This is a genomic window from Patulibacter defluvii (genome assembly GCF_034096925.1).
GTDB lineage: Bacteria > Actinomycetota > Thermoleophilia > Solirubrobacterales > Solirubrobacteraceae > Patulibacter > Patulibacter defluvii.
In genome coordinates this window covers 1-18,957 of record NZ_JAWZSQ010000018.1, presented here as the reverse complement: position 1 = coordinate 18,957, position 18,957 = coordinate 1, and the positions used below count along the sequence as shown (strand labels likewise).

The 18,957-nt window shown below is 75.5% G+C and carries 16 protein-coding genes; 5 read left to right on the top strand and 11 right to left on the bottom strand.

What is annotated here, in order from left to right; translation table 11 throughout:
• Position 1: 1 nt before the first annotated feature.
• From SH587_RS17100 to SH587_RS17080, 5 genes are all read right to left on the bottom strand, one after another.
• A complete protein-coding gene (locus tag SH587_RS17100; RefSeq protein ID WP_320671854.1) occupies positions 2–862 on the bottom strand; it encodes an MlaE family ABC transporter permease in 861 nt (286 codons plus the stop codon).
• 263 nt (positions 863–1,125) lie between these two features.
• Complete coding sequence (locus tag SH587_RS17095) at positions 1,126–2,760, bottom strand: phytoene desaturase family protein (protein ID WP_320671853.1); 1,635 nt, start codon at positions 2,758–2,760, stop codon at positions 1,126–1,128.
• 20 nt (positions 2,761–2,780) lie between these two features.
• Positions 2,781–3,764, bottom strand: a complete 984-nt coding sequence (locus SH587_RS17090; protein ID WP_320671852.1) for a DUF7064 domain-containing protein — start codon at positions 3,762–3,764, stop codon at positions 2,781–2,783.
• On the bottom strand, positions 3,761–4,876 hold the full coding sequence (locus tag SH587_RS17085; RefSeq protein WP_320671851.1) for a phosphotransferase family protein: 1,116 nt from the start codon (positions 4,874–4,876) through the stop codon (positions 3,761–3,763). The genes SH587_RS17090 and SH587_RS17085 overlap by 4 nt, the downstream gene beginning before the upstream one ends.
• 25 nt (positions 4,877–4,901) lie before the next feature.
• Positions 4,902–5,747, bottom strand: a complete 846-nt coding sequence (locus tag SH587_RS17080; protein ID WP_375341782.1) for a hypothetical protein — start codon at positions 5,745–5,747, stop codon at positions 4,902–4,904.
• A 199-nt stretch (positions 5,748–5,946) separates the two neighbouring features.
• Here SH587_RS17080 and SH587_RS17075 point away from each other — a divergent pair, with 199 nt between their 5' ends.
• Positions 5,947–6,615, top strand: a complete 669-nt coding sequence (locus SH587_RS17075; protein WP_320671849.1) for a TetR/AcrR family transcriptional regulator — start codon at positions 5,947–5,949, stop codon at positions 6,613–6,615.
• A gap of 34 nt (positions 6,616–6,649) precedes the next feature.
• Here SH587_RS17075 and SH587_RS17070 read toward each other — a convergent pair whose 3' ends face one another.
• Positions 6,650–7,702, bottom strand: coding sequence for a DUF7064 domain-containing protein (locus SH587_RS17070; RefSeq protein WP_320671848.1), 1,053 nt, complete (start codon positions 7,700–7,702; stop codon positions 6,650–6,652).
• A gap of 185 nt (positions 7,703–7,887) precedes the next feature.
• Here SH587_RS17070 and SH587_RS17065 point away from each other — a divergent pair, with 185 nt between their 5' ends.
• Positions 7,888–8,997: an AAA family ATPase gene (locus tag SH587_RS17065; RefSeq protein ID WP_320671847.1), complete on the top strand. Its 1,110-nt coding sequence runs from the start codon at positions 7,888–7,890 to the stop codon at positions 8,995–8,997.
• A gap of 18 nt (positions 8,998–9,015) precedes the next feature.
• Here SH587_RS17065 and SH587_RS17060 read toward each other — a convergent pair whose 3' ends face one another.
• Together SH587_RS17060 and SH587_RS17055 are read right to left on the bottom strand one after the other, a co-directional pair.
• Positions 9,016–9,423, bottom strand: coding sequence for a nuclear transport factor 2 family protein (locus tag SH587_RS17060; RefSeq protein WP_320671846.1), 408 nt, complete (start codon positions 9,421–9,423; stop codon positions 9,016–9,018).
• A complete protein-coding gene (locus SH587_RS17055) occupies positions 9,413–10,213 on the bottom strand; it encodes an enoyl-CoA hydratase/isomerase family protein (RefSeq protein ID WP_320671845.1) in 801 nt (266 codons plus the stop codon). Before SH587_RS17055 ends, SH587_RS17060 begins: the two co-directional genes overlap by 11 nt.
• Before the next feature lie 67 nt (positions 10,214–10,280).
• Between SH587_RS17055 and SH587_RS17050 the strand changes: the two genes are divergently transcribed.
• Positions 10,281–11,786 (top strand): DUF3089 domain-containing protein, encoded by a 1,506-nt coding sequence (locus tag SH587_RS17050; RefSeq protein WP_320671844.1) that lies wholly within the window; start codon positions 10,281–10,283, stop codon positions 11,784–11,786.
• 8 nt (positions 11,787–11,794) lie between these two features.
• Here SH587_RS17050 and SH587_RS17045 read toward each other — a convergent pair whose 3' ends face one another.
• Positions 11,795–12,967 carry a LuxR C-terminal-related transcriptional regulator gene (locus tag SH587_RS17045; RefSeq protein ID WP_320671843.1) on the bottom strand — a complete coding sequence of 391 codons (1,173 nt, stop codon included), beginning with the start codon at positions 12,965–12,967 and terminating at the stop codon, positions 11,795–11,797.
• 169 nt (positions 12,968–13,136) lie between these two features.
• On the opposite strand from SH587_RS17045, the gene SH587_RS17040 reads away from it, so the two are divergent.
• Positions 13,137–14,501: an FAD-binding oxidoreductase gene (locus SH587_RS17040; protein ID WP_320671842.1), complete on the top strand. Its 1,365-nt coding sequence runs from the start codon at positions 13,137–13,139 to the stop codon at positions 14,499–14,501.
• Between the two features lie 59 nt (positions 14,502–14,560).
• Positions 14,561–15,994 (top strand): NAD-dependent epimerase/dehydratase family protein, encoded by a 1,434-nt coding sequence (locus SH587_RS17035; RefSeq protein ID WP_320671841.1) that lies wholly within the window; start codon positions 14,561–14,563, stop codon positions 15,992–15,994.
• A gap of 120 nt (positions 15,995–16,114) precedes the next feature.
• Here SH587_RS17035 and SH587_RS17030 read toward each other — a convergent pair whose 3' ends face one another.
• Positions 16,115–17,929 carry a hypothetical protein gene (locus SH587_RS17030; protein WP_320671840.1) on the bottom strand — a complete coding sequence of 605 codons (1,815 nt, stop codon included), beginning with the start codon at positions 17,927–17,929 and terminating at the stop codon, positions 16,115–16,117.
• 135 nt (positions 17,930–18,064) lie between these two features.
• Positions 18,065–18,862 carry a 2-oxo acid dehydrogenase subunit E2 gene (locus SH587_RS17025; RefSeq protein ID WP_320671839.1) on the bottom strand — a complete coding sequence of 266 codons (798 nt, stop codon included), beginning with the start codon at positions 18,860–18,862 and terminating at the stop codon, positions 18,065–18,067.
• Between the last annotated feature and the right edge of the window lie 95 nt (positions 18,863–18,957).

The following is an 18,957-nucleotide window of genomic DNA, read 5'->3' as shown; positions in this document are numbered from 1 at the left end:
GTCAGCCGCGCAGGATCGCGGTCTCGGGGAAGATCGTCAGGTAGCCGAGGTTGAAGAGGCTGTTGATGATCCAGATGCCGAGGAAGCAGACGACCACCGTCTGGTTCACGGCCCGGCCGACGCCCTCGGCGCCGCCGTCGCAGGAGAGCCCCTTCTGGCAGCTGACGACGCCGACGAAGAAGCCGATCAGCAGGTACTTGACGATCGACGCGTAGAGGTCGAGCGGCAGCACGTTGAGCACCAGGTTGTCGGCGAAGACCTCGTCGGTCAGCCCCAGGTGGCCGGGCGCGACGGCGAAGTTGACCGCCTGGCTGACGAGCAGCGCGAGCATCCCGAGGATCGGCGCGCCGAGGGTCATCGCCACGACCCGCGGGACCACCAGCGAGCGGAAGCGGTCGACGCCGAGCACGGCCAGCGCGTCCAGCTCCTCGCGGATCTTGCGGGCGCCGAGGTCGGCGGTGATCGCGCTGCCGGCGACCCCGGCGAAGATCATCGTGGTGATCCAGACGCAGACCTCGCGCGAGAAGGCGACCCACATGCCGCCGGCCTCGCGGTCGGTCGCCCCCAGCGAGCCGAGCAGGTTGCCGAAGACGATGATCGCGAACCCGATCATGAACGCCGAGACCGAGAGCGAGAGCGGGATCAGGCAGCGGCGGATCGCCCGCGAGCCCTCGCTGACCGCGTCGCGGATCCACGGGAACGGCGGCGTCAGCGCCAGCCGCACGGCGCGCACGCCGAGCGCGCCCATGTCGCCGGCCTCGCGGATCGCGCCGTAGGCCGAGCCCCCCGCGAAGGTGTCGACCAGGGCGGTCGCGACACGGCGGCGGGGGCGCCGGGCGGGGGTGACGTCGGGGCTCGACACAGCGCGAGCAGCCTCCCAGCTGGCCGCCGCCGGCGGTACGCCCGTTCGGGGGCTACGACACCCCCGGACGGGCGCTCTTTTCCGGTGGTGTTGGCGGCGTACGACGACGACTCCGGCGGGAGGCCGGAGTCGCAGGGAACATCGCTTGGAAACTGGGCTATCGACGGCGCTCCCGGCGTCCTGCCGGCCGCCTGCCGTCGCCGATCGACCGTCACCCGATCGACTGACCGGACGCGCTGTCGTTCCCGGCAGTTGACGGTGGGTCAGCGCCCGGCCGCGACCCGCCCCCGGACCCGCGAGCCGACGCCCTCGCCGCGGCGCTGCAGCCGCAGCAGCCGCTTGGCCGCCTGCTGGCCCGGGATCCCGCTGATGCCGCCGGTCGGATGGGTGCCGGCGCCGGTCAGGAAGAGCCCCGGAACCGGCGTGTCGTAGGACCCGAGGCCCGGGGCCGGGCGCAGCGGGCCGAACCGCAGCATGAACGGATCGACGTGGTAGACGTTGCCGTCGGGCACGTTGAACCGCTCGGCCAGGTCCGGCGCGCAGAACACGCGGCGGTCGATCTCCAGCCGGTCGAGGCCCTCGTAGTAATCGGCGGCGTCGGCCAGCACCCGGCGGCCGATCTCGTCGCGGACCGTCTCCCACGGCTGGTCCGGCTTCGACGGCACGATCCCCGACCAGAGCCAGAAGGTGTCCTGCCCGTCCGGGGCCTGGCTCGGGTCGATCGCCGACGGCGCGATCCCGATGAAGGGGATCCGCTGCGGCCAGCGGCCGGCGACGGCGTCGTCCCACGCCTCCAGGTGCTCCTCGTAGCTGTGCCAGCTGACGATCGGCCGCCGCAGGTCCAGCCCGTCCTCGCGCCACGCCTCGTGGCGCGGCAGCGACAGCCGACCGGAGACGGCGACGTCGATCTTCAGGTTCGCCGCGCCGGTGCTGGTGGTCGGGATCTGGGCCGCCCGCCGCTCCAGCCGCTCCGGCAGCGAGCCCGCCGGCAGCAGCTCGTTGAGCGTCTTCTTCGGGCTGCAGGACGCCATCACCGTCGCGGCGTCGATCTGCTCGCCGCTCTCCAGCCGGACGCCGGCGACGCCCCCGCCGCGGACGACGATCTCCGCCACCGGGGCCGAGGTCCGGACGCGGCCGCCGTGGTCCTCGAGGCAGGCGTGGAGCGCCCGCGGCAGCGCACCGCTGCCGCCCTCGAAGCGGCTCGACCCGGTCCGGTGGCAGATCCCCAGGTAGATCAGGGCCCAGCCGGTGCCGTCCTGGGTCATCCAGCAGAACGGCGGCATCGAGGCCATCGCCGCCCGCACCAGCGGGTGGTCGAACAGCTCCTCGATCAGCTCGCGGTGGCCGCCGGCGAAGAACCGGATCAGCGCGCCGACGTCCTTGCGGCGGCGGACCGCCACCGGCAGCTGGCGCAGCAGCACCCGCGGCTCGGGCCGGGTCGGGTGGCCGACCAGCAGCGGCAGCATCAGGTCGAGCGCCGAGTCGAGCAGGGCGGCGAACTCGAGGAACGCCGCGGCGTCGCGGCGCGAGAAGCGCTCCATCTCGGCGGCGGTCCGGCGCGGATCGCGCCAGAAGGCCAGCGACGCGCCCTCCGGCTCCAGGTGGACGTGGTACGGATCGGCGTCGAGCTGCGCGAAGCCGTAGCGGCGCAGGTCGAGGTCGGCCTCGATCGTCGTCGCCCGGAACAGCGAGGCCTGGATCCCGCCCTCGTTGTGGAGGTGCCCCGGCGCGCCGGGGAAGAGCGCGTTGGTGCCGAGCATCCCGCCGACCGTCGGCGAGGCCTCGAGCACCAGCACGTCGCGGCCGGCCTTCTGCAGGTAGCAGGCGGCGGTCAGGCCGTTGTGGCCGGCGCCGATCACGATCACGTCGGCGCGGTCGTGGCCGCTGATCTGGTGCATCTGGTTCCTCCTCGTTGCGGTCACGCCGCGACCGGCGCGGCGGCCCGGCGCGAACGGCCGTCGCTGACGTTGGCGCGCAGGGCGGCGGTGATCGGGCCCGCGCCGCCGCGCGGGTTGGTCGAGACCTCGAGGTCGCAGAAGCCGCGGCGGCCGTCGCGCTCGAGCGGGCAGATCGCGTCGACGACGGCGACGCCGTGGTGCTCGGAGAGCGTCGCGTCGATCGGCGCGCAGTCGATCGCGAACCGCTCGCCGTCAGGCATCGTCCAGACGGCCCGGCCGCCACGGTAGGTGGTGCCGTCGGGCTCGAAGGTGACGGTGATGTCGACCGCGTCGGCCCGGGTCACCGCCCCGTCGCGGACCAGGTACCCGAACTGGCGGACCGTGCCGTCGACCCCGTGCCAGGCGATCGAGCCGAACGACAGCTCGGGCCCGAAGGTGCCGGGGATCCAGCGGTGGTTCAGCAGCGTGTCCCAGCGGCGGGTGCCCCAGCTGTGGTCGCGGTGGCAGAGCCCGTCGACCTCGTAGGCCCTCTCCCCCAGCCGCACGTGGCCGACGATCCGGCCCGAGGTCTCGAAGTGGGCGCTGGCGAAGTCGTCGCTGACCGTCCCCGCGTCGGACGGGAAGAAGTCGGTCCGGGGGTAGAAGTCCTCGATCTCCAGCGCCAGCTCCAGCTCGTCGTCGACGGCCTCGATCCGGACCCGGCCGTCGAAGCGCTGGCGGTAGCGGCCCCCGAGCGCGCCGAAGCCGTCGGGCAGGCGGTCGCCGTCGGTCAGGCGCGTCGCCAGGTTGCGGCGGTAGCGCTGGCCGTCGGCGGTCACGAGGCCGAACCAGAGCGCGGCGATCCCGCCCGCGTGGTGCGGCTCGTGGCCGATCCGCATCGTCCCGCCGATCCCCGCGTCGTGGGCGTGCCAGGTGACGAAGACGCTGTCCTGCCACCACTCGTCGGACGGGTCGGGCCGCTGGCGCAGCTCCGACGCGTCCGGGTGCTGGACGAAGCCGCTCATCCGCGGTTCCCGATGAAGCTCTGGGCCTCGCCGGTCGGCGCCTCGAGCCCGATCAGCCGCGCCAGCAGCTGCGAGGCCGGGTTGTTCGTCCGCATCGGCGCGTCGGGCGGCAGCAGCCCGGCCGCGATCATCATGTTGCCGGCGCGGTGCATGATGCTCGCCAGCCGGGTCGCCGCCCAGACCTCGTAGAAGTCGATCTCGCGGACCTCGTGGCCGGTCAGCTCCTCGTAGCGGGCGATCACCTGCTCGCGGGTCGGCCAGCCCTCGGGGCGCGGCACCCCGATCCCCTCCGTGTGGTGACGCTGGAGGAACAGCCACCAGCCCAGCTCCAGCTCGCGCGGGCCGACGGTCACCATCTCCCAGTCGAGCACCGCGGCCGCCTCCAGGTCATCGCCGAAGAGGACGTTGCCGACCCGCGCGTCGCCCCAGTTGAGGACCGCCTCGCCCTCGTCGGCGGGCCGGTGCTCGGCGATCCAGCGGAAGGCGGCCTCGACCGTCGGGTTCTCGTCGCCGGCGCGGGCCCAGTCGAAGGTCGCCCGCCACTGCGCGATGTCGTGGTCGAGGGCGCTGACGCCGGCCGCCGGGGCCAGGTCGCCGAGGCCGATCGCCCGCCAGTCGACGGCGTGGATCGCCGCCAGTGCCCGCAGCGCGTTGTCGTGCAGCCGGCCGCGCTGCTCCGGCGCCAGGTCGAGCACCCAGCCGCTGGCGGTGAAGGGCGGGTCGTCCGAGGGCACCCGGCCGTCGACCCGCGACATCACCAGGAAGGCGGCGCCGAGCACCGACGGGTCCTCCTCCAGCCACCAGACGCGCGGCACCGGCACGCCCGGCTGCTCGCCGAGCGCCCGCAGGATCCGGAACTCCTTGGCCAGGTCGTAGGTCCGGAAGACGCCCTCGCCGGCCGGCGCCACGCGAGCCACGAACCGCTGCTGGTGGCGCTCGCCGGCGACGGTCCAGCCGGCGTCGAAGAGGATCGTCTCGTTCGACAGGCCGCTCGACTGCGGCACGACGAGGTCGGTCACCTCGATCTCGCCGGCGTCGGGCAGCACGCGGCCGAGCCAGGCGGTCAGCTGCTCGGCGGCGACCGCCGGATCGGTGGTGTTGGACAGGGCCATGGTCTCTCGCTCCTCGTGGGGTGGGTCAGGACGCCGCGCCGACCGCGACGGGGGACGGCTCGCCGGCGGCGGCGCGAGCGGCCGCCGGCTGCTCGTCGGGGACGCCGAAGATCGCGGCCTTGATCAGCCCCAGCTTGGAGCTGATCGTCACCTCCTCCTCGGGCCGGGCGACGACGAACGACAGGATCCAGACGGCGGTCAGGGCGAGCCCGAGCGACACCAGCCAGGCCAGGTGGGTGACGACCATCGACGCGTCCCAGTTGAGCGTCGTCCAGATCGGCCAGGCCAGCGCGCCGTTGGCCATCCCGTCGGCCATCGGGATCATCGGGATCACCAGCGCGATCCGCCAGCCGGGCAGGTGCGGCTTCAGCCGGTAGATCAGCGCGCCGGCGATCAGCGGCATCAGCGGGTTGACGCAGACCCACCAGAGCGGCAGGCCCCAGAAGTTCAGCGGCTGCGGCCCGTAGTACTCGTAGGCCCCCATCAGCACGCCGGGGCTCTCGAGGAAGATGTTGATGCAGACGTCCATCAGGTAGAGCCCGAAGAGCCCCTTCCGCGAGACGCCGGTCGAGTAGATCCGGTAGGCCAGGTAGGCCAGGCCGCCGACGTACCAGATGTAGACGAAGTTGATGAACAGCGGGAAGTCGCGGCCCATCGAGTAGAAGGTCGTCGTCGACGCGCCCTCGCGGATGTAGACCAGGCCGAGGACGTCGACGATCGGCTCGAAGAGGCAGGCGATGCCGCCGCCGATCAGGCACATCAGCAGCAGCGGCCCGCGTCCGGTCAGCAGGTGGCGGACGGCGAAGAAGACGCCGATCGCCACCGGGATGCCGAGGAAGATCGTGAAGATGACCTCCGGCGTGTAGGGCATCTCCGTGCTCGGGTGCTGGGGAACGGCGGCGGCGGCGAGCACGCTGGTGGCGGGCAGGGTCACGGGGTCCTCCGGGCTGGCGGGGACGAGGCGCGCCGTGGGCATACGCTCTCGTTCGCGGGCGCTCCTCCGGCGCTCGCTGCCGGCACCCTAGCCGATTAATGAAAGAACTTTCAAGAGTGAGGTATCTTTCACTGTGATGGCACGCGCAGCGACCGACCCCGACGACCCGGCGACGCCGGGCAAGCCGACGTCCCGCAGCGACCGGCGGCGCGAGCGGACCCGCGGCCGGCTGGTGGTGGCCGGCCGCGAGCTGATCGCTGAGAAGGGCGTGGCCGGCCTCCGGATCAGCGAGATCACCGAGGCCGCCGACGTCGCCCTCGGGTCGTTCTACAACCACTTCAAGTCGAAGGAGGAGCTGGTCGAGGCGATCGTCTCGGAGAGCCTCGAGGCGCTCGCCGCGGCGGTCGTCGACGAGGCGCCGGCCGACGCCGACCCGGCGATCCTGGTCAGCGTCGCCAACCGCCGCTTCGTACGGCTGGCCTACGACGACCCGGAGTTCGCGCGGCTGCTGGTCAACCTCAGCCACGCCGACGCGCTGTTCGCCGCCGCCACCCACCCCTTCGGCCGGATCGCGCTCGACCGCGGCGTCGCCAGCGGCCGCTTCGAGATCAGCGACGTCGACGTCACCCTGACCGTGCTCGTGGGCGGCGCGCTGACCCTGATGCGGTCGTTGCTGGAGGGCCACCACGGCCCCGACGCCGACCGCCCGCACGCCGAGACGGTGCTGCGGGCGATCGGCGTCCCGACCGACGAAGCCCGCGAGATCAGCCGCCGCCCGCTCGCCCCGATGCCGTCGGAGGGCTGAGCCGGGCCGGGCCGCGCGCGCCGGGCGGGCCCGCTCAGGCCGCGACGGGGCGGAAGCGGCGCTTCATCGCCCGCTGGTAGCGGTCGGCCCACAGCTCCTGGTAGGTGCAGTGGGCGATCCGGCCCTGGTCGTCCTCCCAGCGGTAGACGCTGTCGTGGAACGAGGCGTTGGGCCAGGCCGGCAGGGTCGCGGCGGCGATCGCCTCGCCGCTGAAGCGGTACTCGGCGCCCTGCTCGTCGCGGGCCTCGACCAGCTGCCGCATCGCCATGAAGGACTCGGGGTGGTACTCCAGCACCTCGCGGCGGACGTGGGTGATCTCGCGGACCTCGCCGTCGAGGACCACCCAGGCGAAGTGGTGGGTCGGCGCGCCGTCGGGGATCTGGAAGTGGCCGGCCCAGGCCGGGTCGGCGTCGGGCGACTCGAAGCTGATCTGGTTGAAGATCAGGTCCTCGCCGAAGCACATCGGCGACCAGCCGACCGGCGGGATCGGCGCCTGGCCGCCCTGGACCTCGGTCCGGACCTGGCTCCAGGAGCGGTCGCGCGGGTAGTACGAGTCGACGGCGAACCGCTCGCCGTCCAGCACCAGCTCGCCGACGCAGTGCATGAACTGCTCCGAGCCGCCCGGCTCGAGCTTGGTGCTCGCGTGGTGCGCCTCCTCCCCCGGCACCACGTGGCCGCGCGCGAGCAGCGGCGAGACCGCCGTCTGGGTGACGTCGATCGAGGTCCGGCCGTCGGCGCTGGCGTAGGTCACGCGGGCCTGGCGACCGGGCTCCAGGAACGCGATCCGGAGGCCGTTGGCGGTCGTGATCGTCGTCCCGTCGACCTCCGGCCACGGCATCGTCATCTGGTAGTCGAGGAAGTCGATGTCGATCGGGGCCACGTTGTCGGTGCCGCGGAACAGGCAGACCCCGCCCTGGCTGAGCGGGAACGCGGGCTGGTAGCGGACGTAGAGGAAGGCCCCGATCCGCGCCTCCGGCACGGCGAAGCCGAAGTAGTGGGTGTGGATCGTGTGCGGATCCCAGACCGCGTCGCCGGCCGGTCGCGGCAGCAGCAGGTCGGTCTCGGGCGGCTGGATCGCGTGCGGCACGGCTCTCTCCTCGTCTCCGAGCGGCGGCGCCGTCGTCGGCGTCCCCACCCACAATCATCGTGTCCGGACAGACTGTATAGAGCGCCCCGGGCCGGGGCAAGCCGACTCGCTGTACGCAGCTCGCATACCAAACTGTACGCGGATTGCGAACAGGATTGCTCCGGGTTTGCGTACAATCGGGGACGGTGAATCCGTTCCACTACCAGCGACCGCTCGACCCGGCGCGCCTGATCGACCGTCGCGAGGAGCTGGACGCGCTCCAGCGGGCCGCCGCCGACCGGATCGCGGTGCGGCTGGCGTCGCCGCGCCGGTTCGGCAAGACGACGCTGCTCGGCGCCCACCTGCAGGCGATGCGCGACGCCGGCCACCACGCCTGCCTGATCGACCTCGACCGGGTCGCGACCGTCGCCGACGTCGCCGACCGGATCGTCGACGGGCTCCGCCAGCTGCCAGGCGTCGGTCCCGGCCTGCTCGAGGGCCGGCTGGCACGGCTGGGGCTGACGGTCGGGCCCGGCGGGCTGCAGCTGCAGGTGGCGCCGCGCGCCGCCCGCGGCGCCCCCGGTCCCGACGAGAGCCGGGCCGCGATCCGCGACCTGCTGGAGCTGCCCGCCGAGCTGGCCGCGCAGGGCGACCTGGTGGTGGTCGCGATCGACGAGTTCCAGGACCTGCTGACCGCCGACGACCGGCTCGACGGGCTGCTCCGCTCGGTCGTCCAGCACCAGCGGGAGCGCGTGGCCTACGTCTTCGCCGGCAGCTCGCCCTCGATGATGCGGGTCCTGTTCGCCGACCGCCAGCGGCCGTTCTTCGGCCAGGCCCGGCCGCTCGACCTGCCGCCGCTGCCGACCGAGGAGACCACCCGCGAGGTGCTGGCGCTGCTGCCCGACCCCGCCGCTCCCGGGGTCGCCGACGCGACCGCGCGGATCGTCGCCGCCGCCGGCGGCCATCCCCAGCGGACGATGCTGCTGGCCCACCACCTCTACGACCGGCTCGACCGCGGCGCGCCGGCGGCCGCGGCCGCGGAGCAGGCGGTGGCGACCGCGCGCGACGAGGTCTCCGACGTCTGCGACGCGATCTGGCGCTCGCTCGACCGCGGCGAGCGGGTGATCTGCGCGGCGCTCGCCGACGGGGTCCCGCCGACCTCGACGGTGCTCGCCGCCGAGCACGGGATCCCGCGGTCGACGCTGCAACGGGCGGTCGAGCGGCTGCTCGACGACGGCCAGCACGTCGGCCGTCGCGACGGCGGTCCCCCGCAGCTGCTCGATCCGCTGTTCGCCAGCTGGATCCGCCACCGCTGACGGCCCGCTCAGCCTGGCTCAGCCGTCGACCGCGGCCGCCCAGCGCGCGGTGTCGGTCAGCTGGACCAGCTCGACCAGCCGCCCGCCGCGGGCGCTCCAGAGGTGCGCGAACGCGGCCTCGACCCGCCCACCGCTGGTCCGGTGGCGACCGCGGTAGGCGCCCAGCACCAGCAGCCGACCGTCGGCGCAGGCGATCCACTGCTCGGGCTCGGCGCGTACGGCGAACGCCCGCCCGACCGCCCACCAGCCGTCCTCGATCATCGCCCGCGCGCCGTCGCGGACGCCGCCGAGGCCGAGCGGCATCCCCTCGGCCAGCCGCCCGACGAAGGCCGGGTCGAGCAGCGCCAGCAGCGTCGCCTCGTCGCCGGTCCCCAGGGCCGGGTAGGCGCGGCGGACCAGCGCCTCGACGGTCGGCTCAGCGGCCACGGAACCGCGGCCGCTCGCGGGCGACGAAGGCGCGGACGCCGGCCCGGGCGTCCTCGGTCGTGGCGACCTCGCGCATCGCGCGGTGCTCCTCGGCCAGCCGCTCGCGGACGCCGACGTCGCCGCTCTCGCGCAGCAGCCGGCGGATCCGGCCGAGCGCCACCGTCGGCCCGTCGGCCAGCCGCCGGGCGGTCGCCGCCGCCTCCTCGGCCAGCGCCGCGGCCGCCACCACGCGGGTCACCAGCCCCCACTCGCGGGCCTCCTGGGCGCCGAGCACGCGGCCCTCGATCAGCAGCTCCTGGGCCCGCCGCAGCCCGACCAGCCGCGGCAGCCACCAGGAGCTGTTGCCGTCGCCGGTCAGACCCAGCCGGTCGAAGCCGGTCGCCAGCTTCAGGTCGTCGGCGGCCACCACCACGTCGGCCACCCACAGCAGCCCGAGCCCGCCCCCGGCCGCGCCACCCTGGACCGCGCAGACCACCGGCAGGTCCAGCTCGCCGAGCTCGCCGAGCGCGGCGTGGAAGCCGCCGATCATCGCGTCGAGGGTCGCGGCCAGGTCGTCGGCGCGGGGCGCGATGTGGTCGAGGTCGCCGCCGACGGTGAACGCCGGCCCCTCGGCCTCGATCAGCAGCGCCCGCAGGCCGTCGGCGGTCCGCAGCGTCGCGACCGCCGCCGCCAGCTCGTCGACGAACCGCTGGTCGATCGCGTTGCGGCGCTGGGGCGCGATCAGCCGCAGCCGCGCCAGGTCGCCCTCGCGGACGACGGCCACGCGGGTCGGGGTCTCGGTCTCCGTCATCGTCGGTTCACGCTACAGGTCGTCCACACATGATGTCCACGACCGCTCGATCTTCTAGTCTCGCGCGATGGGTGCGCGCGGGGGGATCGGGCTCGGACGACCACGGCGGCTGGCCGCGATCGCGATCGCGGTGCTGGCGGTCGCGGTCGGGCTCGGGGCGGGCGCCAGTGCCGCGCCGGCGGCGGCGGCCGACGTCGCCTGGCTCTGCCGCCCCGACCGCTCCCCCGACCCCTGCCGCGAGCCGCTGACGACCACGATCCAGGAGCCGGACGGCGGCACCCGCGTGGTCGACCCGCCGCTGCCCGCCAACCCGCCGATCGACTGCTTCTACGTCTACCCGACGGTCAGCAACCAGCTGACGCCGCTGGCCACCGCCACCCGCGAGCCCGAGGTCGACGCGATCGCCCGGCTCCAGGCCCAGCGCTTCTCCTCGGTCTGCCGGGTCTTCGCCCCGCTCTACCGGCAGGCGACGATCCTCAGCATCTTCGCCAGCCCGATCACCCGCCCCGACCGCGAGCTGGGCTACGGCGACGTGCGGGCCGCCTGGCGGCAGTACCTGGCGCGGGACAACCACGGCCGCGGCGTAGTCCTGATCGGGCACTCGCAGGGGACCGGCGTGCTGCGGCGACTGATCCACGACGAGATCGACCCGGTCCCCGCGGTGCGGTCGAAGCTGGTCTCGGCGATCCTGCTCGGCGGCAACGTCCTGACCCGCCGCGGCAGCGACCGCGGCGGCGACTTCCAGCGGATCCCGATCTGCACCCGCGACGGCCAGGCGGGCTGCGTGATCGCCTACTCGATCTTCAACGCCCCGCCGCCGGACGGCAGCGCCTTCGGCCGCGCGCCGAGCGGCGAGGACCGGATCTCCGGCCTTCCCGGCGGGGCCGAGTACGAGGTCGCCTGCACCAACCCGGCCTCGCTCGGGGCCAACGCCGACCGCCCGTTCGAGACCCTGATGCCGACCGCCCAGTACCCGCTGGGCCTGATCGCGCTCGACCTGGTGGCGCTCTACCTGGGCGGCCGGCCGCCGAGCGCGCCGACGCCGTGGGTCCAGCCGGCCGACCGCTACCGCGGGCGCTGCGAGCGGGTCGGCGGCGCCCACGTGCTGATGATCCGGTCGATCGGCAGCGCCCCGCACCTGAACCCGGCGCCGGAGCCGGGCTGGGGCCTGCACATCGTCGACGGCAACCTGCCGCTCGGCGACCTGGTGCGGGCGGTCGCCGCCCAGACCCGCACCTACCTGGCCCCCGCGGCCGCCCCGCCCGCCGCCGCCCCGGCGCCGGTCCGGGTCGGGCTGCGGCTGCGCTACCGCCGCGCCCGCGACGCGCGCGACCGCCGCTGCGCCCGGCCGCCGCTGCGGGCCACGCTGACCGGCGGCGACCGCAGGCTCGTCCGGCGGGCCGCCTTCCGGGTCGACCGGCGGGCCGCCGGAGAGGACCGCCGGGCGCCGTTCGCCGCCGCCGTCGCCCGCGACCGGCTGCGGCCCGGGCGGGTCGCGCGGGTCGACGTGCGGGTGACGCTGGCCGACGGCCGCGCCCGCCGGGTCGGGCGCAGCGTGCGGATCTGCGGCTGACCCGCGGCTCAGGTGAAGTCGGCGATCCGGTCGCAGTCGCGCAGCGGCCGGGCGTTCTCCGTCGGGCGGCCGAGGCGGGCGCTGACCCGCGCCCCGCCGTCCTCCGCGCAGCTGGCCAGCGAGCCGTGGTAGTGCTCGGCGAACAGCTGCGAGACCAGCTCGCCGCGCGACGAGACGCCGACCTTCTCGAAGACCGCCTTCAGGTGGTCGCGGACGGTGTGCGGGGAGAGGTACAGCTCGGCCCCGATCTCGTCGGTCTTGAGGCCGCGGGCGACCAGCCGGGTGACGTCGACCTCGCGCGCGGTCAGCCCGTAGGCCTCGACGATCACCGGCGCCACCTGCGAGGCCTTCGCCGGCTCGATCACCATCGCCACCTGGCCGCCGGCGCCGAGCGGCGAGGCGTGGGCCATCAACCACATCCCGCTGCGGGTCCGCAGCCGCGCCTGGCGGGCCGCGGCCGGCTGGGCCGGGTCGCCGGCGGTCAGGCTCAGCGCGAAGACCTCGATCGGGACCGGCAGCCCCGACGCGCCGCCGCACCAGTCGCCCTCGCGCAGCTCGGCCAGCCACGCCTCGGCCTCGGAGGTGCAGGAGACGACCGTCCCGCGCTCGTCGAGGATCAGGATCCCGGGACCGCGGCCGACGCCGTGCTCGGCCGGCTCGGCGACCATCGCCGTCCGCAGCCCGCGGCCGATCATCGGCGCCACCCGCTCCAGCAGCTCGCGGTGCTCGGGGGCGAACGGCCGCGCCCCGCTGTGGCGGTTCAGCTGCAGCACGCCCCAGGTCCGGCCGCCGTCGTGGAAGGCCACGCGCAGCTCGGCGTCGAGGTCGGAGATCCCGTGGAAGGCCCGCCAGCGCGCGCTCCGCTGGACCCGGCCGCCGGTCGCCTCGTGGAGGTCGGCGGCGGGCCGGGCGGGCGTCAGGTCGGCGAACTTGTTGTAGTCGGGGACGAAGAACTCGTGGTCCCAGAAGGGCGCGCAGATGCTCGACGCCATCCCGTCGACGACGCCGGCGCCCATGCAGAGGCCGGTCTCCGGATCGGTCGCCCCGGCGAAGAACGCCTCCGCCCCGAGGGTCGGCACGATCCGCGCCACGACCTCCTCCAGCAGCGCCTGCGCGCCGAGCCCGCTGTCGCAGATCCGCTCGATCGCGGCCAGCGTCCCCACTCCCCCTGATCGTCCCATGGCTGCAAGGTAGGGCTTGGAGGGGAGTCCGCCTACCCCAAGATCGTGGGGGGCACCCCAAGGTTGGGGCCGTTCCCACCCCACCCCACGATCGAGGGGTCCTGGGGGTGCGCGACGACCCCGGGGCGTGGGATGGGCGGCGAGGGCCGGCTGCCGCACAGTGCTGGCCATGAGCACGCCCCTCCTCCCGACCACGCCGTCGCCCCTGATCGTCCGGCCCGACGACGAGGCCTACGACACCGCCCGCCGGGCCTGGAACCTGGCGGTCGACCAACGGCCCGCGGCCGTCTGCGTGGCGACCTCGGTCGCCGACGTCCAGGCCGCCGTCCGCTACGCCCGCGCCCACGGCCTGCGGATCGCTGCCCAGGCGACCGGCCACCTGGCCGCCGCGCTCGGGTCGCTCGACCGCACGCTGCTGCTGCGGACCGCGCTCCACGACGGCGAGGTCGCGGTCGACCCGATCGCGCGGCGGGTCCGGATCCAGGCCGGCGCGCTCTGGGGCGAGGTCGCCGAGGCCTGCGCGCCGCACGGGCTGACGGTCCTGCACGGGTCCTCGCCGACGGTCGGCGTGATCGGCTACCTGCTCGGCGGCGGGCTCAGCTTCTACGCCCGCGAGCACGGCCTGGCCGTCAACCACGTGACCGCGTTCGAGGTCGTGACCGCCGACGGCGCCGCCCGCCGGGTCGACGCCGGCAGCGACCCCGACCTGTTCTGGGCCCTGCGCGGCGGGGGCGGCGGGTTCGCGATCGTGACCGCGGTCGAGCTGACCGCGCTGCCGATCGCCGAGGTCTTCGGCGGGGCGCTGTTCTTCCCGGTCGACGCCGCCCCGGCGGTCGTGCGGGCCTGGCACGAGTGGACCCGCGAGGCCCCGCGCAGCGTCACCACCTCGCTGCGGATCCTCTGCCTGCCGCCGCTCGACGAGGTGCCGCCGCCGCTGCGCGCGACCCCGGTGGTCTGCGTCGACGGCGTGGCGCTGGAGGCGGCCGACGGCCAGGCGCTGGTCGAGCGGCTGCTGGCCGCCGCGACGCCGCTGCTCGGCGGCTGGCAGACGATGCCGTCGCTGGCCGTGCTGCGGCTGCACGGCGACCCCGAGCCCCCGACCCCGGGCGTCAGCGACGCGATCCTGCTCGACGAGCTGGACGACGCCGCGATCGACGCCTTCCTGGCGCTGGCCGGGGCCGGATCGGGCTCGCCGCTGCTGGCCGCCGAGCTGCGGCAGCTGGGCGGCGCGCTGGCCGAGGCCCCGGCCGGCGCCGGCGTCCGCGGGGCGCTGGAAGGCCGCTTCCTGCTCTTCGGCGTCGGGGTGCCGATGGGCCCGGGCGACGGCGACGCGATCGCCGCCCACCTGCGGCGGATGCAGCAGGAGCTGGGCGCCTGGGCGACCGGCACCCGCTTCTCCAGCTTCTCCGAGGCCCCCGCGACGGCGCTCGACGCCTGCGTGCCGGCCGCCGCGGTCGCGCGGCTGCGCGAGATCCGCGCGACCGTCGACGGCGATCGCCTGCTGGCCGGCGCCCATCCGCTGTCGGAGGCCTGAGCGAGCCGACGCCACGCGATCGTCACCGAGGCGGCCGACGGGGGGCTTAGGCTCTGCGCATGCGCGACGTCGCCGTCCCGTCGACCGTCCTCGTCACCGGCGGGGCGGGCTTCATCGGCTCGCACGTGGTCGACCGGCTGGCCGCCGCCGGACACCGTCCGCGGCTGCTCGACGCGCGGCCCTCGCCGTGGCACGACCCCGACGCCGTCGAGACGGTGATCGGGGACGTGCGCTCGGTCGACGACGTGGTCGCCGCCGCCGAGGGCTGCGCGGCGATCTGCCACCTGGCCGCCGCGGCCGACGTCAACGACGTGCTGGAGCGGCCGCACTGGGCGACCGAGCTGAACGGCATCGGCACCCTCAGCGTGCTCGAGGCCGCCCGCCGGCTGCAGACGCCGCGGGTGGTCTACGCGTCGACGGTCTGGGTCTACTCCGACGTCGACGCCGAGGAGGTCGACGAGGACGCCCCGCTGCAGCTGCCGGCGCACCTGTACACCGCCGGCAAGCTCTCGGGCGAGCTCTACTGCCGCTCCTACGCCGAGCTCTACGGGGTGGTCTCGACGGTGCTGCGGTTCGGGATCCCCTACGGCCCGCGGGCGCGGCCGGCGGCGGTGATCCCGAGCTTCGTCGACCGTGCTCGCCGCGGCGAGCCGCTGACGATCGCCGGCGGCGGCGAGCAGGAGCGGTCGTTCGTCTACGTCGAGGACCTGGCCGACGGCGTCGTCCGCGCGCTGGCCCCGGCCGCCGCCGGCCGCACCTACAACCTCGGCAGCGACGAGACGACGACGATCCGCGCGCTGGCCGAGGTGGTCCGCGACGTGGTCGCCCCGGTCGAGATCGTCCACCGCGAGGGCCGCGCCGGCGACCTGCGGGGCGCGACGATCCGCAACGACCGGGCGGCGGCCGAGCTGGGCTGGCGGGCGGCGACCCCGCTCCGCGAGGGCGTCCGCCGTTACGCCGAGTGGGTGGCCGAGGAGGAGCGGCGGGCGGCCACCGCCGCGGCATCGGAGCCGGAGGCGGTCGTGGCGGCGGAGGCGACGAGCACGGAGCCCGCGTCGGAGCCGGCGGCGACGGTGGCCAGCCGACCGGGGCGCCCGCGACGGGCGGTGGCGCGGGTGGCCGCGATCGCCCGCGATCCGCTGACGATCGGGCTGGTCTCGCTGATCGCGATCGTCTCGACGCTGCTGCCGGCGGTGACCGCCACCCACGGCCGCGCCGACGCGCTCGGGGTGATGACGCTGGCGCTGGTGCTGGTGCTGCCGCTGTGGGCGATCGCCGCCGGCGACTGGCCGGAGGCGCTGCGGCGGGCCCAGCGGACGCTGGCCGCCAGCCTCGGCGTGCTCGGCGTGGTGCTCTCGACCTCGCTGACGCCCGAGCAGCTGGCCGACGTCGGCCGCAGCCGCGCGACGACGGTCACGCTGGTGCTGCTGCTGGCCGTTGCCGTCGTCCGCGGGGTCCGCGCCCGCGCCCGCGCCGAGCAGACCCGCGCCTGAGCCGGCCGGCGGCCGGCCGCGCGCGCCGGCGAACTGGCGTCATCTGGCCCCTGCGGTCGCGAAGCGGTGGCGATCCGCCCCGGATAGCGGAGTCGATCGGCGCCAGTTCGGGCGGGGGCGCTAGCCGGCGGCGACCCGCATCGCGACGGTGCGGTCGCGGCGGACCGGCAGCGACCAGCGCAGCCGCCGCAGCTCGGCGTGCGAGGAGGAGGGTGCGGCCAGCGGCTCCAGCGGGGCGACCGTCGCGCCGGCCGGGACGGTGATCCGGCCGGTCGGCCAGCGGGCGCCGGTCGCCTGTCCGCGAGCGTCGCCGGGCACGTCGAGCGCGCCCCGCAGCTTCCACCCGCGGCGGGCGGCGATCGTCACCGTCACGCCGCCGCCGGAGGGACGGAGGCCGACGTCGAGCCGCGGGCGCTGGCGGCCGCAGCGCCACCGTCCCCGCAGCGACAGCCGCGCGCCGCCGACCACCCGCACGGCGGTGATCGAGGGCTCGCAGGCGCGTCCCTCCACCACCGGCACCGGCATCGCCGGCAGCGACTCGCCGGTCGGCGGCGGCGCGGGCAGCACGCTGCGCCAGCGGCCACGGCCGTCGCGGACCTGGAGCACGTTCAGGCCGACCCGGTAGCGGGGATCGCGGGCGAACCGCCGCAGGTCGGTGGTGCGGGTGGCGACGCCGATCCAGACCCGGTCGCGGCGCAGCGCCACCACCCCGCTTCCGCGGCGGTCGATCAGGACCCCGTCGCGGCGAGCGGAGGCGGCCTCGCCGTTGCGCGGGACGATGATCCGGTCGAGCAGGTCGGCGGCCTCCTCCAGCAGCAGCAGGGTCAGGCCGTTGTAGACCGCCAGCCCGGCGTAGGCGTCGATCCCGGCGTAGGTCAGCCGCTGGCGGAGGGCCGGCACGACGGCGATCACGCCGCTGCCCGGAACCCGGCCGTGGCGCTCCAGCAGCCGCTGCCAGGTCTGGGCCAGGACCCCGCCGGCGCGGCTGGAGGAGAGGAAGCCGGAGTACAGCTCGCCGGCCGCCCCGCGCAGCGCCGCCGCCAACGCGAACGACTCGTCGAACGAGCGGCCGTACCAGGCGACCTGGCCGTCGGGGGCGGTCATCGCGCCCAGCAGCTCGGCCATCTCGTCGACCAGGGTCCAGTTCTTGGCCGGGAACAGGTCGGGGTCGTCCTCGCGCACGTGCTGGAGCTGGACCAGCGAGAAGGCGTGGTAGGCGAGCGGCTCGTCGCCGGGGTCGGAGAGCACCTGGACCGGGCCGTTGGTCCAGTTCGAGGTGCCGGCGGCCGGCGCCGAGTGGCGCATCCGCTCGCCCAGCAACTCGCGCGCGTCGCGCTTGACCTCGGCGCCGCGGGCGATCAGCGAGCCCGGCTTGCCCGGCAGCCCCAGGTGCAGCAGCGCCAGCTTCGCCTGGGCGTCGATCAGCGTCCAGTTGGTGACGCACGGCTGCGGCGGCACGCAGCGGCCGATCGTCCCGGTCAGACCGGAGAGGAAGTCGACCAGCCGCGCCCGCGCCGGCAGCCACTCGGCGTCGCCGGCGAGGTTGCGGTCGGCCCACGCGAACGCCTCGGTCAGCGCCCAGAGCGTGAAGGGGTTGGTGACGGTGGTGTTGGCCGGGTAGAGCAGCGCCCGCAGGCCGGCCAGCTTCGCCGCCCGGTCGCCGGTGCGGGCGTAGCGGCGCAGCATCGCGTAGCCCAGCATCTCGTTGCCGTAGGCCGCGGTCCGCGGCTGCGGGGCGGGATCGGCGACCTCGCCGCCGGGCCCGACCTGCGGCACCCAGGCGGCGGCGATCTCGTCGCTGTAGGCGCGGATGTCGGCCGCCGAGGGCACCGGCAGCGCGTCGGCGGCCGGCGCCGCGGCCAGCGGCAGCGCGAGCGCGGCGGCGACCGCCAGCGCCCGTGATCGGGTCCGACCCCCTGCTCCCCACGCCCTCACCGGCGGAGATCTTGCCAGGCCCACCGCGTGCGACGCGCCGCCCGCCCCGGCTAGCCGGCCGCTGCGACGTTCCGGTCGCTGGGGGACCGGAACGTCGCAGCCGCCGGCTGGGCGGCGCGGGCGGGGCCGCCGCGGTCAGACGAGCAGCGCGAGCGGCTCCTCCAGCAGCTCGCGGAGCCGGGCCAGGAACCGCGCCGCGTCGGCGCCGTAGACGATCCGGTGGTCGCAGGTCAGGGTCAGCCGCAGCCGGTGACCGGGGACCAGCGCGCCGTCGCGGACGACCGGCACCTGCTCGAGCGCGCCGACGGCCAGGATCGCCGCCTGCGGCAGGTTCAGGACCGCGGTGAAGTCGCTGACGCCGAACATCCCCAGGTTCGAGACCGTGAAGGTGCCGCCGGCCAGGTCGTCGGGGGCGATCGTGCCGCCGCGGACCGCCTCGATCAGCGCCCGGCCGCGGGCCGCGACGTCGCGCAGCGAGAGCCGGTCGGCGTCGAAGACGGTCGGCACCAGCAGGCCGTCGCCGGCCGCCACCGCGACCCCGACGTTGACCCGCTCGTGGAGCGCGAAGCCCTCCTCGCGGAAGCTGCCGTTGACCCGCGGGTGGTCGCGCAGGGCCAGCGCCGCCGCCTTCACCACCATGTCGTTGTAGGACGGCACCGGCTCGCCCTCGGCGGCCATCCGCTTCAGCCGCGCGCGGAGGGCGACGCACTCGCCCATGTCGATCTCGCTCGAGACGGTGAACTCGGGGACGGTCGACTTCGCCTCCTGCATCCGCCGGGCCACGACCTGCTGGCTGCGGCTGAGCGGCTCGACCGTCACCTGGCCCGTGCCGCCCGCGGCGCGGCCGAGTGGCGACGTCGCCGCCGGCGCCGGAGCGGCCGCGACGGGCGCGGTCGGGGTGGCCTCCGCCCCGGCCTCGATCGCCGCCGGCATGGCCGGGGTCCTGCGGACCGACGACGCGCTCGTCTCGACCCACCGCAACCACGCCCACGGGCTGGTCAAGGGCACCGACCCGCGGGCGCTGCTGG